The organism is Streptomyces sp. NPDC088745 (assembly GCF_044751045.1).
GTDB classification, from domain to species: Bacteria; Actinomycetota; Actinomycetes; order Streptomycetales; family Streptomycetaceae; genus Streptomyces; species Streptomyces cremeus.
On sequence record NZ_JBIVLB010000006.1, the window covers coordinates 321,321 to 335,210 of the forward strand.

13 protein-coding genes are annotated in these 13,890 nt (G+C 71.6%); 7 read left to right on the forward strand and 6 right to left on the reverse strand.

Annotation, left to right across the window (positions count from 1 at the left end; genetic code table 11):
* Positions 1-78: 78 nt before the first annotated feature.
* Both ACIP93_RS18910 and ACIP93_RS18915 read left to right on the forward strand, forming a co-directional pair.
* The gene (locus ACIP93_RS18910; RefSeq protein WP_345219704.1) at positions 79-768 is read left to right on the forward strand and encodes a response regulator transcription factor; all 690 of its coding nucleotides are present in this window, start codon (positions 79-81) and stop codon (positions 766-768) included.
* Positions 769-847: 79 nt separating this feature from the next.
* A complete protein-coding gene (locus ACIP93_RS18915) occupies positions 848-2,485 on the forward strand; it encodes a sensor histidine kinase (RefSeq protein WP_401760355.1) in 1,638 nt (545 codons plus the stop codon).
* On the opposite strand, the gene ACIP93_RS18920 is transcribed toward ACIP93_RS18915, so the two are convergent.
* Positions 2,445-3,845 (reverse strand): erythromycin esterase family protein, encoded by a 1,401-nt coding sequence (locus ACIP93_RS18920; protein ID WP_401760358.1) that lies wholly within the window; start codon positions 3,843-3,845, stop codon positions 2,445-2,447. The genes ACIP93_RS18915 and ACIP93_RS18920 overlap by 41 nt on opposite strands.
* 566 nt (positions 3,846-4,411) lie before the next feature.
* The gene (locus tag ACIP93_RS18925) at positions 4,412-4,672 is read right to left on the reverse strand and encodes a hypothetical protein (RefSeq protein ID WP_401760360.1); all 261 of its coding nucleotides are present in this window, start codon (positions 4,670-4,672) and stop codon (positions 4,412-4,414) included.
* A gap of 520 nt (positions 4,673-5,192) precedes the next feature.
* Between ACIP93_RS18925 and ACIP93_RS18930 the strand changes: the two genes are divergently transcribed.
* The 3 genes from ACIP93_RS18930 (at position 5,193) to ACIP93_RS18940 (ending at position 8,185) form a co-directional block, all read left to right on the forward strand.
* Entirely contained in the window at positions 5,193-5,858 is a 666-nt protein-coding gene (locus ACIP93_RS18930; RefSeq protein ID WP_401760363.1) for an endonuclease, read from the forward strand.
* 179 nt (positions 5,859-6,037) lie between these two features.
* Positions 6,038-6,964, forward strand: coding sequence for an NADP-dependent oxidoreductase (locus tag ACIP93_RS18935; protein ID WP_401760625.1), 927 nt, complete (start codon positions 6,038-6,040; stop codon positions 6,962-6,964).
* 338 nt (positions 6,965-7,302) lie between these two features.
* Positions 7,303-8,185 (forward strand): IS5 family transposase gene (locus tag ACIP93_RS18940; RefSeq protein WP_401760366.1). Its coding sequence is split into 2 segments (ribosomal slippage): positions 7,303-7,703 and positions 7,702-8,185, totalling 885 coding nucleotides; the frame shifts between segments, so codons are not numbered across the junction.
* A 9-nt stretch (positions 8,186-8,194) separates the two neighbouring features.
* Here ACIP93_RS18940 and ACIP93_RS18945 read toward each other — a convergent pair.
* Both ACIP93_RS18945 and ACIP93_RS18950 read right to left on the reverse strand, forming a co-directional pair.
* Entirely contained in the window at positions 8,195-8,656 is a 462-nt protein-coding gene (locus tag ACIP93_RS18945; RefSeq protein WP_401760627.1) for a GNAT family N-acetyltransferase, read from the reverse strand.
* Between the two features lie 337 nt (positions 8,657-8,993).
* Positions 8,994-9,443 (reverse strand): SgcJ/EcaC family oxidoreductase, encoded by a 450-nt coding sequence (locus ACIP93_RS18950; RefSeq protein ID WP_401760368.1) that lies wholly within the window; start codon positions 9,441-9,443, stop codon positions 8,994-8,996.
* Positions 9,444-9,535: 92 nt separating this feature from the next.
* Here ACIP93_RS18950 and ACIP93_RS18955 point away from each other — a divergent pair, with 92 nt between their 5' ends.
* On the forward strand, positions 9,536-10,036 hold the full coding sequence (locus tag ACIP93_RS18955; protein WP_401760371.1) for a MarR family winged helix-turn-helix transcriptional regulator: 501 nt from the start codon (positions 9,536-9,538) through the stop codon (positions 10,034-10,036).
* A 614-nt stretch (positions 10,037-10,650) separates the two neighbouring features.
* On the opposite strand, the gene dps is transcribed toward ACIP93_RS18955, so the two are convergent.
* Positions 10,651-11,208: a DNA starvation/stationary phase protection protein Dps gene (gene dps / locus ACIP93_RS18960; protein WP_345219711.1), complete on the reverse strand. Its 558-nt coding sequence runs from the start codon at positions 11,206-11,208 to the stop codon at positions 10,651-10,653.
* A gap of 473 nt (positions 11,209-11,681) precedes the next feature.
* Between dps and ACIP93_RS18965 the strand changes: the two genes are divergently transcribed.
* On the forward strand, positions 11,682-11,825 hold the full coding sequence (locus ACIP93_RS18965) for a hypothetical protein (RefSeq protein WP_401760373.1): 144 nt from the start codon (positions 11,682-11,684) through the stop codon (positions 11,823-11,825).
* Between the two features lie 120 nt (positions 11,826-11,945).
* On the opposite strand, the gene ACIP93_RS18970 is transcribed toward ACIP93_RS18965, so the two are convergent.
* Positions 11,946-13,787, reverse strand: coding sequence for a chitinase (locus ACIP93_RS18970; protein WP_401760375.1), 1,842 nt, complete (start codon positions 13,785-13,787; stop codon positions 11,946-11,948).
* Positions 13,788-13,890 lie beyond the last annotated feature (103 nt).

The following is a 13,890-nucleotide window of genomic DNA, read 5'->3' on the forward strand; positions in this document are numbered from 1 at the left end:
GGCGGCTCCTGAGCGGCCCCTGAAGCGCCCTGAAGATTTCTTCAGGCGGCGCTCGCGCGGTCTGGGAAGATCGACCGCATGCGTGTGCTGGTGGTCGAGGACGAACTGAGGCTTGCCGAATCGCTCCAGTGGGGGCTGGAGGCGGACGGCTACGCGGTGGATCTCGCACACGACGGGCACGAGGGCCTCGCGCTCGCCCAGGCGCACCCGTACCAGGTGATCGTCCTGGACGTCATGCTGCCCGGACTCAACGGCTACCGCGTCTGCGCGGCCCTGCGCGCCCGCGGCGTGAGCACGCCGATCCTCATGCTGACGGCGAAGAACGGCGAGTACGACGAGGCCGAGGCACTCGACACGGGAGCCGACGACTTCCTCGGCAAACCGTTCTCGTACGTCGTCCTCACGGCCCGGCTGCGCGCCCTCGCCCGCCGCGGTGCGACCGGGGCCCCCGCGACGCTCAGCTCGGGCGACCTCGTCCTGGACCCCGCGCGCCGGAGCTGCGCCAGGGCGGGCCGTCGGATCGCGCTCACCACCAAGGAATTCGCGGTCCTGGAGTGCCTGCTGCGCCACGACGGACGGGTGGTGACCAAGGACGAGATCCTGCGGCAGGCCTGGGACCTGGCCTACCGGGGCAATCCCAACATCGTCGAGGTCTACGTGAGCGCGCTGCGGCGCAAGGTGGACACGCCGTTCGGCTGCCGCAGCATCGACACCGTGCGCGGGGTCGGCTACCGGCTGGTGGCCGACGTGAGCGGCGACGGCCGATGAGGACGGCGACGTGTGCGCGCCCCGCCGGAGCCGGGCGGCTCCCGTGACACCGCCAGGGCGGGGGAGACGACCGTGGCCCGTGCGACGGCTGTTCCCGGTGAGACGGCTGTGGCCGGTCTCGGTCCGGTGGCACACCGCGTTGACGGCCGCGCTGCTGTGCGCGTCCGTGTTCGCCGCCGGCTGGCTGGGCACCCGCGCGTTCCTCCGCGCACAACTCACCGCGAACGCCCTCGACTCCACCCGTACCGAACTGGACCGGATGGCCGACGCCTACCGGGCGGCCGCGGCGGGAAGCGGCCGGGCCGCGCTGACGGCGACGCCGGCGAGCGGCGACGCCCTGTTCGAAGTGGTGGCGGACTCCGGTCGGCCGGTGGTCAGCAGCGCCGAGCTGCGCCGCCTGGATCCCGCCTGGCGCCCGCTGCCCCCGGCGCCCGCCGGAGCCTCCGCCGACTGGACGACGCGCACGTCCGCCACGCTGCGGCCCGGCGCGCACCCCCAGTGGCGCGAGTACCGCTCGTACACCGTGCTGGGCCGGGTCGTCGACGGCGTACCGGCGGACCTGCTGCACCCGCTGGGCCGCACGGGCCGCACCCTGGGCGCGGAACTGGACGGCGCGGCGGCCGGGGCCGGACCGGGCCGCCGGGCGGAGACGGAGAACGCACCGGGGGACGCGGCCGGGCCGCGCCGGCTCACGCTCTATCTGTACGTACCTCCGTGGGACACCCAGCGCACCCTGGACCGGCTCGACGACACGCTGGCGTTCTTCGTCCCGCTGGCCGTGCTGCTCACCGCGGGAGCCGCCTGGTGCGCCGCGGGGCGGGCGTTGCGCCCCGTGGAGGCGATCCGCCGGGAACTGGCACGGGTCAGCGGACACCAGCTCGGCCGCCGCGTGCCGGTGCCGCCCTCCCGGGACGAAGTCGCCCGCCTGGCCCGCACCACCAACGACACCCTCGACCGCCTCCAACTGGCCCACCAGCAGCAGGAACGCTTCGTCGCCGACGCCAGCCACGAACTGCGCAGCCCTCTCGCCGCACTGCGCACCGGACTCGAAGTCGCCCTGGCCCACCCCGACCGGGCCGACTGGCCGGCGGCCGCACGGCGTGCCCTGGCCGACGTACAACGCCTCCAGTTACTCACCGCCGACCTGCTGCACCTCGCCGTGGACCCGGACCGGGCCCCGCGGCCCCCGGGCGTCGTCGACCTCGCCGACGTGGTGCGCGAACAAGTCGCCGAGCGCGCACTCGACCCCGCGGGGCCCCGGGTGCGGGCGGAGGCGGACGACTGCGCCCCGGTGCCCGGCGACCCCGCCCAACTGGAACGCCTGCTGCGCAACCTGCTGGACAACGCGGCACGGCACGCCCGCGCGGAGGTCACGATCACCGTCCGGGAGTCCCGCCCGCCGGGCGCGGTCGTCCTGGAAGTCCTGGACGACGGCCCCGGCATTCCGGCCGCCGACCGCGAGCGCGTCTTCGAACGGTTCACCCGCCTCGACAGCGCCCGGACCCGCGACGCCGGAGGCACGGGCCTGGGCCTCACCCTCGCCCGCGACATCGCCGCACGTCACGGCGGCACGCTCCGGGTGGGCGACAGCCCGGCAGGCGCGCGACTGGTCGCGCACCTGCCGTCCGGCGGCGCCCCCGGAGCAGCCGGCGCGGCGGACCCGGCGGACCCGGCGATCAGAGTGGAACGGCCGCGCCGACCCGGTGGAGGTGGATGAGCACGTCGTAGGCCCGCAGGACGGCGAGGCTGGGAAGCGGGTCGTTCTTGAAGGACGAACCGGCGTCGTAGACGGGACGCGGGGTGTCCAGCCAACTGCGCCCCGCCGCCGGGAGGGTGCGCAGGTCGACGTAGTAGTTCCGGTGGTGGACCCGGTCGAGGGTGTGCTCCTGCATGTCGGCGGTGGCCGCGGGGACGGTGACCTTGTTCCAGGGGCTGCCCAGCGTGGTGGCGGTGAGGAAGGACCCCTGCGCGAACGTGAAGCCGATGGCGGCGTAACCGTCGCCGAGGGCCTCGCGCAGGTAGACGCCCTGCGTGGTGGGGTACATCACCGGGTCGGTGGACAGATAGCCCACGTGCCCGTTGTGCGCCGACAGCAGCATCTTGTCGCCGGTGCGGCGGTGCCACCAGACGGTGTTCGCGGCCATGGCCTGGTCGCGGAAGTGCTCCGCCTCGGAGACCGACCGCGGGTCGGACAGGTCGAGGGAGGCGAAGACGAAGGTCTGGTGGATGTTACGGGCGTGCTGCTCGGCCCACTCGTGGGCCTCGCCGCCGTCGCCGTTCGCGCCCCGGCCCCCGCCCTTGGCCGCGACGACCAGGTCGAACGCCTGCCGGGCGGTGACGGCGTTGCGCCGCCGTTCCGCCAGCGGCCTGCGCAGATAGGCGAAGACGTCGTCCAAGGGACGTAGCTGCGCGTACAGCGCTTCGAGACGGGCGAGGTCCTGGAGGCGGTGCGCGCGTACGTAGGAGACGACCCTCTCGAAGACCGCGTCGCCGAGCTTGGGCGCCCCGACGTCGTTGCCCATGAAGTGGACGCGGCGGCGGGGGTGCCGGTCGTTGTGCCGACGCATCCAGGTGAGCAGGCTGACGAACTCCTCACGCTCCCACGGAGACCCGGCCAGGGCCTCCTTGGCCACGAGCCGGGCGTCGCCGGCCCCGCCCTGGAGGAACTCGTCGATCCGCAGCCCGGCCGTCCAGCTCATCTCCAGGGCGAAGGTCGTGAAGCCCTTCTCCTCGACGAGGTGGCGGAAGACCCGTTCCTTCATCGTGAAGAACTCGTGTGAACCATGAGTGGCCTCGCCGAGACCGACCACCTTCGCGTTGCCGATCATCGCGCCCAGTGCCCGCAGGTCGCCGGTGCGCCCCGCCGGATCTGTCGACCTCAGGGGGTGCGCGGCGCGCTCCAGCGCCCGGATCGCGGCGGCCCGTCCGCTCTTCGCCGCCGGGGCGGCGGGGGAGAGCGGCGGCCGGCCAGCGGCGGGCGCCGCGAAGGCCGCCGGGGCCAGTACGGCGGTGGCGGCGAGCGCGGTCGTCGCGGCCAGCAGCCCCCGTCGGCCGATCGCCTGGCTGTGCACGGTCATCCTGATGTCTCCTCAGTTCGGTGGTCCGCCGGGGCGGTGCAACGATCTTGGCCCGGGCGGGGGGCGCGGCGCGGTGAGGCTAGCCACCGAACTGTCCGGGGGGAGAAGCCCCCCACAGGGGCCGAGCGCCGATGCACCGCCGGCCCTGTCCCCCTTCTGGCACTGCCCTCTTTCCCGCCGCTCCTTGGCTCCTTCCGCGCGGGCGCGAGTCCGCGGTGGCGGCGGAGTCCGGCCGCCGGGTGCGCATCTTCCCGTCCGCCCCGTCCGCGTACCGCTCGCCTGACGGGCGCGTCCTGGCCGCCGGGGGACCGCCCGGGCGTCCCCGGGCTGTCACGGCAGCCCCGCGACGCGGTTACGGGAGCGTCGGTGCACCGACCGTGGAGCTGTGCGGCGAGTGCCCGTCCGCGAGCCGGACGGCGACCGCTCGACCGCCAGCCGTACGACGACCGCTCGTCCGTGAGCTGTGCGGTGACCGCTCGTCCGTCGGAGGTCCGGGCTCCGCGCAAGGCCGAAGGCCCGCGCATCGCTGCTGAAGCGATGTGCGGGCCTTCGCCGACGTGCGGAGATCAGTCCGCGTTGACCGTGGTGTGGGAGAGGTCGAAGCTCTCGCCGCTGGTCTCCATCTCGCCGCCGGTCTCAGCGGTGAGGCCGTGGGGGCCACCGATGTTGTAGTGCTCGTAGCCGTCCTCGCGCTCCTGCTCGAAGCGGTTGCCAGAGGCGTGGGACTGGCTCACGGCCAGGTCGTCGCCGTCATCGGCGACCGCGGGCGTGACGGCCAGGAAGCCGGCAGCGGTGACGCCGGCGAGGACGAAGGCAATGCGACGCATGTATTCCTCCTGTGAAGTGGGGCAGAACGCCTCCATCCCATCGCACGGATGCCTTCCCGGTGTCGTATTAGTCCGATTATCGGCGTGGCTTACGGGGTGGAGGTGTTCGGGTTTGTTCCGATACGGCTGTTCGACTGCCGGGGCGGCCGGCCGTCATTGGCAGGTGTGAACCCTCGGCCTCCGGGACACATGGAGTTTCAGGAAGGGATCTTTACGTACGAAACAGCGCGAAAGGGAACCATGGGAGGAAGGGAGTCGAAGCCCGACCACGGCGAGGAGTCCTGCCGGGGCGGCGGTCCACGTGGTGGAGGGCGAGGGCCTGCCACCGGCGGACGACCCTGCCTGGCCCACCCGGAAACGCTGACTGCCTCCCCGCTGCCCGGCACCCGCAGCACCGGGCGCGGCGCACGCCGCACCGGCGGGCCGGTGGAGGGCCTTGCGTCGTCTCCGCCGATACGGGGACACGCCGCCCGGAAGGGCGGCACCCGTACCCACCCCGCACAGCGAAGGAGAGCGCGTCATGACAGACACCTCCGAGTCCGGGCAGCGTGCCGTCGTACGCGCACTGCTCGACGGACACGGACGCACCTACGCCGCCGAAGCGGGCATCCGGTTGCGCGACACGCCGCAGCCGCTGTACCAACTCCTGGTCCTTTCGGTCCTGTTGAGTGCCCGCATCCGCAGTTCCGTGGCCGTCGACGCCGCCCGGGAGCTGTTCGGGGCGGGCCTGCGCACCCCGCTTCGGATGGCGGACGCCACCTGGCAGCAGCGGGTGAACGCGCTCGGCCGAGGCGGCTACCGCCGCTACGACGAGCGGACCTCGACCCAGCTCGGTGACGGTGCGCGGCTCGTCGTCCAGGAGTACCGGGGCGACCTGCGCCGACTGCGTGACCAGGCGCGGGGCGATGTCGCCGAAGTGCACCGGCGGCTTCGGAAGGTGCCGGGGATCGGTCCGGCGGGCAGCGACATCTTCGTACGCGAGGTTCAGGGGGTATGGCCCGAAACCGCTCCGTACTTCGGGGGCAAGGCGCTCCAGGGGGCCGCGGATCTCGACCTGCCGGGCAGTCCGGACGAGCTGCTGCGGCTGGCGGGCGACGTGGATCCCGGCGTCCTCGCGGCAGCGCTCGTTCGAGCCGCTCTGGACCCGAAGGTGGTGCGGTCGACCATGGAGCAGGCCCGCGCCTGACGGGACGCGCGCAGGCACCCGTGCCCCCACCCGCGCCTGGAGGAGGCACATGCAGACAGACCCTGACCATCCATGCGGTGCGGGCCCGCGCCCGACCGCGCGGTGATCGCAGAACCCCCCACCCCCCCCCCACACATCCGGAGAGAAGCATGAGCAACGAACAGAGCGCACCGGCCACCATGAAGGCCATGACGTACGAGAAGTACGGGGACAGCGGAGTCCTGTCGCTGACCGACCAGCCGGTGCCGAAGGCGGGCCCCGGTGAAGTCCTCGTACGGGTGCGGTACGCCGCGGTGAACCCCGTCGACTGGAAGGTGATGGCGGGCGGGCTCGACGCCATGATGGAGACGGTCTTCCCGGTGATCCCCGGCTGGGACGTGTCCGGGGTCGTGGAGCGGGTGGGCATCGACGTCCCCGAGTTCGCGGCGGGGGACGAGGTCTTCTCGTACGCGCGCAAGGACTTCGTGCACGGCGGGACGTTCGCGGAGTTCGTGACCGTCCCGGTGCGTGCTCTGGCGGCCAAGCCGTCGTCTCTGAGCTGGGGCGAGGCGGCCGGAGTGCCGCTGGCCGGGCTGACCGCGTACCAGACCCTGACCCGTCTGGACACGGGCAGCGGCGACACGGTGCTGATTCACGGAGCGGCCGGCGGCGTCGGCACGTTCGGTGTGCAGATCGCCCGGGCCCTGGGCGCCCGGGTCATCGCCACGGCGTCCGAGACCAACCACGACCGGCTGCGGGAGCTCGGGGCCGAACCGGTCAGTTACGGGGACGGGGTGACCGACCGGGTCAGGGCGCTCGCACCGGACGGGGTGGACGTGGTCGTCGACTACGTCGGAGGGGTGCTGGACACCACGCGCGCGGTGCTCCGCGAGGGCGGTCGGCACGCGTCGATCGCCGACCCGGACGTCACGGACGCGGGCGGACAGTGGATCTGGGCGCGCCCGGACGCAGCGGGACTCCGTGCTCTGGCGGACCTGGCGGACCGGGGGAAGCTGCGGGTTCCGGTCGCCGAGACCTTCCCGCTGGCACGGCTCGCGGACGCCTTCGAGCTCAGTCGGACGGGACATGTGCACGGCAAGATCCTGATCCACGTCTCGGACGAATGATTCCTCCGCGGGTGGAGGGCCCCGGATGCGACGGCACTACTGGCCCGAACGGTGGCCATTGAGGCTGCGGTACGAGGACACGACGCCGACCCGCGGCGAACTCCCCCTGCTGGGCCCCGGCTTCTCCCTTCGCGTCCGCTGCCTTCTCGCCGACACCATACGTACACCCGAACACCCCACCCGCCCGCCCACCACACGCCGAGCGCTCCTGCACCCGCCGCGCTCCGACGGTCTCAGCCGCTCGATCCCAGAAGTCCCCGGAGACAGGCGCCGGGGACTTCTGACGGACCCAGGGCGTGTATCGAAAGTAGATCTTGCGCATGGGGTGATCCTGGTTCGTGGCGCGTGGAGACCTGACAGACGAGCAATGGGCGGTGCTCGTGCCGCTGTTGCCGAAGGGCAAGAAGCCCGGCCGACCACCGACATGGACCCGGCGGCAGATGACCGACGGCATACGCTTCCGGGTCCGCACCGGCATCCCGTGGCGGGACATGCCCGAACAGCACGGGCCGTGGGGCCGGGCGTATGACCTGTTCCGCCGCTGGCAGCGCAACGGTACCTGGCAGCGCATCTTCACCCAGCTCCAGGCCCACGCCGACGCCGACGCCGACGCCGAGGACCTGATCACGTGGGACCTCAACGTCGACTCCACGGTCTGCCAAGCCCACCAGCGCGCCGCCGGAGCCAGGAAAAGGGGACCTGCAGAAGGAGCCGCCCGGCGTCGTCGTCGAGCCCGATGACCACGGACTGAGGCGCTCGCGCGGCGACCTGGTCACCAAACTGCCCCTGGCGGTCAAGCAGGGGCAGAGGCCCATGTCCCTCCTGGTCACCGCCAGGCGGCGCGGGGACTCCCCGCAGTTCAAGGCCGTCCTGGGCCGGGTCCGGGTACCCCGACCGGGGCCGGGCGGGCCGCGCACCAGGCCGCGGCGGGTGCGCGCCGACAAGGCGTACGCCTCCCGCAAGAACCGCGCCTACCTGCGGCGGTGCGGCATCCGCTGCACCATCCCGGACAGGACCGATCAGGCCCGCAACCGCAAGAAGCGCGGCTCGCGCGGCGGCCGGCCGCCGAAATCCGATCCCGAGGACTACAAGGCCCGGCACGCAGTCGAGTGCGGCATCAATCGCCTCAAAAGAAACCGCGCCGTGGCCACCAGATACGACACACTCGCGATCCGCTACGAGGCGGCCGTCCTCGTCGCGGCCATCGACGAGTGGCCATGACCGACCACGTCACGAGGGCGCTGCGTAACAGCGGATGGCCACCGTCCGGTGCGGGCTCCACTGCTGCTCGACCGTGGCCATCAGCTCCCAGCCCAGCCGCTCGTACAGGGCTGCCGCCGCGGTATCGGATGCGACGACGTCGAGCACCGGATGCAGGCCCCGACGCCGCGCTTCCTCCACTGCTCGGCCGATCAGCAGCGCACCGATCCGGTGTCCCCTCGCCTGCGGGGCAACGAACAGCCTGCTGACCACGGCGGTCATACGTCGCGTCGCCCCGTTCCGCTCGCTCCACAACGTCGGGGCCACATCGTCTTCGCCGCCTTGCGACAAACTGACATGCCCGACCAGGCCGCCTTCGAGTTCGGCGACCCAGGAGCCCAGCAGGGGACCGCGTGACAGCCACTCGCCGGGCTGATCCGGCCAGTTCACCGGATAGCCGTCGCGCGCATGGACCTCCGCGAGGACCCGCACGCACTCCTCAACGTCGCCATCGGCCCTCCGCCGGACCCAGCGGCTCGGCCTCCCATCCGGTGCCCCGGAGCTCTCGATGTTCACTCGGGCATGGAAACACAGGCCGCAGAGTCACAACCAGCCACTTCCTATACAGGCCCCAGTGCTCGGGCACTGTCCCTCCCGACGAGATTCCTCCACGGGGGGCGGTCAACGCGCTGCCCCGACACGCCCGTCCTGGCCTGGCGGCCCCCAGTCCGCCGACGGGCGCGTCCGGGTGAGGCGCTTGGCGCGGCCGCCCCCTCGCAACCCGGCGACGCCAGCACCGTGGCCGACGTGATCGGCGTGCACGGGCCGGTCACTTCCGGGATGCCGGGACGAGAGCGGGTGCGATCTTGAAGGAGATGGCCTCCATGAGCGGCTTGCGCTTGGTGTTGTGGAAGGCGGCGATGCGCCACTGGCCGTCCGCCTCCCGGACCAGGGTGTAGCTCTGGACCTTGGTCAGTTTCTTCGGCCTGGCGCCCTTGTAGCTGTCGCCGCGGCCGGTGACCACGGCGGTGTCCGGACCGTAGAAGCGGATGTCCAGGATCTCGTCGGCGAGCTGTGTGCCCTTGAGATATGTGGCGAACAGCGTGCGGTGGCTCTCGATGATGTCGCGGCGGCCCTGGTAGTACGTGCCGACGAAGGTGACGTAGCCGGCGTCCTGCGTGAACTGCGCGCCGTACGTGTCGGCGTCATGACGTCGCCAGGCGTCGACGAGTGAGGCGATCACCGTGGTGACGGCATTCCGGTCGTCCGTGGTGGGCATGGAATCCTCCCGGTAGTTACAATGATGCAGACATTGCGGCTAGGCAGTATCTGCACACGTGCAACTATTTGCGCAAGGGGGTACTTGGGGACATGGCGGATCCGACGCCGACGGATGAGCACGTGGTCTTCCGTCAGTACCTCGACGCTGTGGGACTCCACGGCATGGCTGGGGCGGAAGCGGTGGGGCTCAGTGCCTCCGAGTGGTACGCGCTCAGCCAGATCACTTTGGAAGGCACGCTCACCTCGGGAGAACTGGCCGCCCGCACCGGTCTCACCACCGGGGCGACCACTCGCCTGATCGACCGCCTGGAGCGAGCCGGATTCGTCCGCCGGGCTGCCGATCCTGACGATCGACGCAAGGTCGTCGTCGAGCCGGTGGCCGACTCCCTCGACCGGATCGAGAAGGTGGTCGGGCCTGCCCGCCGCCAGATCGCTGAGGTTCTCGACCTGTACACACCGGACCAACGCGCTGTTCTCTTCGACTACTTCGCTCACGCAGCCCCTGCATTCCGTGCGGCCACCGAGGAGATCCGGAACGCGGCAGCCCACGGTCATCAGCGCAAGGGGGGCGCAGCGGCCCGCCGCTCGTGAGGGCGGCGGGCCGCCGGGCCGTGCCTGCGCTGCATCAGTGATCTCTGATCCGAGGCGCGAGCAGGGCGTCCTGGCGGAGTCCCATCTCCGCCAGGACGCCCTCTGTCACCTCTGAGTCTTGTGCCTTCGGCGCAGTGCAGGTCACGGTCGCCCTCCTGGCGTCGCGATGCGCAAGTTCGGGAGGGCGCACCCGGTGCTGATCCGTGCCGATCAGGTGCTGCTTCCCGCCGTCAGAGAAGGTTCCGGAGAGACCTGCCGTCGAAGTGGTGTCGATCCGGACCGGTTCGGAGGGAGTGATGACGTGGGACGGGAAGGCATGCCCGCTGAGGGCAGGCCCGGGCCGCAGCGAAGGCCGGTCACGGTGGAGGCTGTGTGTTGGCCCCTTTAGTAACCACGGAACCTCAAGCCGGCTCGTCCACCGGCGTCCAGCGGCGCCACGCTGCCTGTGAACGCTCCGGTCGGCACCCTTGCGAGTTCACGCCGGGTGGTACGGGCCACGACGGCGGGGAACAGGAGGCGCGGCGACCGCTGCGTCCGGGAGACGGCGCGCCTCGAATGACGAGGGCGTCATCGGCCGCGCTTTCCGTCGCCCGGCGTGCCACCAGGAGGACGGGTCACTGCTCGGCTGCCTGCGCGGCCTCGGTCTCTGACGTGGCGCCTGCTGTGCTCAGGCTTCCGCCCGCCGTCTCCAGGTGGGCGCGGACGAACCACTGGTACTGCTCCAGGTCTCGCAGTTGTTCGATCAGCAGGTCCTCTGTCGCCGGGTCGGTCTCTCCTGCCTGAGCCACCGCTTGCCGGACGCTCTCGATGACCCCGGTGTAGACGAGGTCCAGTGCGCCCAGGTGCGCGATGGCGTCGGCGCGGCCCACGCTGTAGTCCTGCCAGGCGCGCGCCTCGACCAGGGCGCCAGGGGTGCCTTGGGCGACGCCGCCCAGTGTGGCGAGGCGTTCGGCCACGTCGTCGGCCATCTCCCGTACGCGGTCGACCTGCGGGTCCAGCATCTCGTGCACCGCGATGAAGTGCGGGCCCACCACATTCCAGTGGATGTGCTTGAGCGTGAGGTGCAGGTCGTTGAGCGCGTGCAGGCGCATCTGCAGAAGGCCGATGAGCGAGCGGGCCTCGTCCGTCGAGAGCCCGGGGACGGTGTACTTCGGAGTGTCTTGCGTGGACATGGCGGAGCCTCCGCGTCAGGGAAAGGGTTCACCTTGCCGGTACCCGTTCGCGGTTCTGTGCCACCGCGGGTCACTCTTTCGGGCGTGCCAGATGGCTTGCGCGCCCAGGGGTCGGGGCCCGGGTCGCGTCGTCCGCCGGCGACGCCCCGGGCCGCCGTCGTGGCGGCGACCGAGGACGGCACCCCCATCACAGCCGGAGACGACACGTCCGGCCGGGTGGCGAAGCTGCTGGAGCAGACGAACGGCCGACGACTCCTCCGGATGTCGCGAGGCCCTGGAGCCGCGCGCCGCCCGCCGCGGAGTCGGACACTGCCTGGGGCGGACACGGCGGCGCTGTGCTTCAGCTCGCCCGTTCTGCGGTGACGGGGGAGCCGCGTGAGTGGTGGAGGCGTAAGGGGAAGGGATGCCCACCGGCGGCGGCCGTCCGCAGGGGATTCCGTTCTGCGGTCCGCTGCGCCCTGGGCTGCGACGGCATGCAGCAGGAAGTCCGTATCGGGGCGTTCGGCGTCGGGGCCGCTGCTGAGGACGAGCACCAGGGCGTGCTCCTGGTGGCCGGTGAGGTGCACGCTCAGGTGGGAGCCCCCGTCGCTGCCACCGGACCGTCCGCACGGCGTTGACGGATCTATGGCCTCTCCCGGGCACCGGCACCGGCATCGGTATCACCCGTGAAGTCCTGCCTGCGCAGGGGTGCGCTCCGCGCGGGCGTGAGGAGCCACACCCGCGCGGAGCGCTCCCCGTCAGCTCCCGAAGTACGCGTCGAAGTTGCGGCTGAACTCCTGGTTGTTGAAGCGGTCCCAGTTGATCGACCAGGTCATCAGGCCCCGCAGGGACGGCCAGGTGCCGTGGGTCGCGTAGCTGCCGCAGTTGGTCCTCTTCGTCAGGCAGTCCAGCGCCTTGTTGACCTCGGCGGAGGACACCCACCCGTTTCCGGCCTGCGTGGAGGCCGGCATCCCGATGGCGACCTGCTTGGGGCGCAGCGGCGGGAACACGTTGTTCGCGTCGCCCGCGACGGGAAAGCCGGTGAGCAGCATGTCGGTCATCGCGATGTGGAAGTCGGCGCCGCCCATGGAGTGGTACTGGTTGTCCAGGCCCATGATCGGGCCCGAGTTGTAGTCCTGGACGTGCAGCAGGGTCAGTTCGTCGCGCAGCGCGTGGATGACCGGGAGGTAGGCGCCCGCCCGGGGGTCCTGCCCGCCCCACTTGCCCACACCGTAGAACTGGTAGCCCAGCTGCACGAAGAACGTCTCGGGCGCCATGGTCAGGACGAAGTCCTTGCCGTACTTCGCCTTCAGGGCCTTCACCGCGGAGATGAGGTTGACCACGACCGGGGTCGTCGGGTTCTTGAAGTCGGTGTCGGCGGTGTCCAGGGAGAGCGAGTGGCCCTCGAAGTCGATGTCGAGGCCGTTCAGCCCGTACTCGTCGATGATCTTCGAGACGGACGCGACGAAGGCGTCACGGGCGGCTGCCGTCGTGAGCCGTACCTGCCCGTTCTGCCCGCCGATGGAGATCAGCACCTTCTTGCCCTGGGCCTGCTTCGCCTTGATCGCCGCCTTGAACTCGGCCCCGGACTCCACATTCGGGCACTCGGCGACCGGGCACAGCGCGAACCGGATGTCGCCGCTGGTCACGGAAGTCGGCTCGCCGAAGGCCAGGTTGATGACGTCCCAGGAAGCGGGAACGTCGGCCATCCGCACGTATCCGGAGCCGTTGGCGAAGCTCGAGTGCAGATACCCGATCAGCGCGTGGGCGGGAAGGCCGTCACCGGGGCCGGGGCCGCCGCCGCCCGGGGGAGTGGTCACGGTGACGGCAGCCGACTTCGCCGATTCGCCGTCGTCGTTGAGAGCGGCGACCTGGACACGGTAGGCGGTGGCGGGGGCGAGCCCGGTGAGGGTGGCCGAGGTGCCGGTGACGGTGGCCGCCCTGACGCCGTCGCGGTAGACCGCGTACGACGTGGCTCCGGCGGAGGCCGACCAGCTCAGGGCGGCGGTGGTCGAGGTGACGGTGCCCGCCGCGAGCCCGGCCGGGGCGGCGGGCGGCTGCGGCTGCGAGGGGCCGCCGGGGCCGATGAGGCTCAGGTCGTCGGCGTGGTAGGCGGGGGTTCCGTACCAGCCGTGGGTGTAGATCTGCACCCGGGTGGTGTTCGCGCCGGTCTTGAAGGTGGTGCTGAGCTGCTTGTAGGCGTCGGCGGACTGCGTCCAGGTGGACACGTCCGTGGTGCCGGTGCCGCTCGCGCCGAGGTAGACGTACGCGCCGCGCACCCAACCGCTGAGTGTGTACGTCGAGTTGGGTTCGACCGTGACGGTCTGGGCGCATTTGGCATGGTCACTGCCCGCGGGCGTGGCCTTCAGGGCGGAGGTGCCGCTGCGGACCGGAGCGGTGACCACCGCTCCCGCGGTGCAGCTCCAGCCGGCGAGCCCGGCCTCGAAGCCGCCGTTGCGGGCGAGTTCGGCATCGGCTGCGACGGCGGGGGCGGCGGCGGTCAGCCCGGAGGCGGCGAGCGCGAGAGCGGTGACGACGAGGGCGAGGGGCCGGGCGGAACGGCGGCGTCTGGAGAAGCGGTCTCGGCGGGAACGATCCACAACTGCCTCCGGTGTGGGGGGAGATGGCGGGTGCGAGGGCCGCCCAATTTGGTCCAGACCAATAAGGTTGTCAAGGTTCTCGGCGTCATAGGTGAGGGGGTGC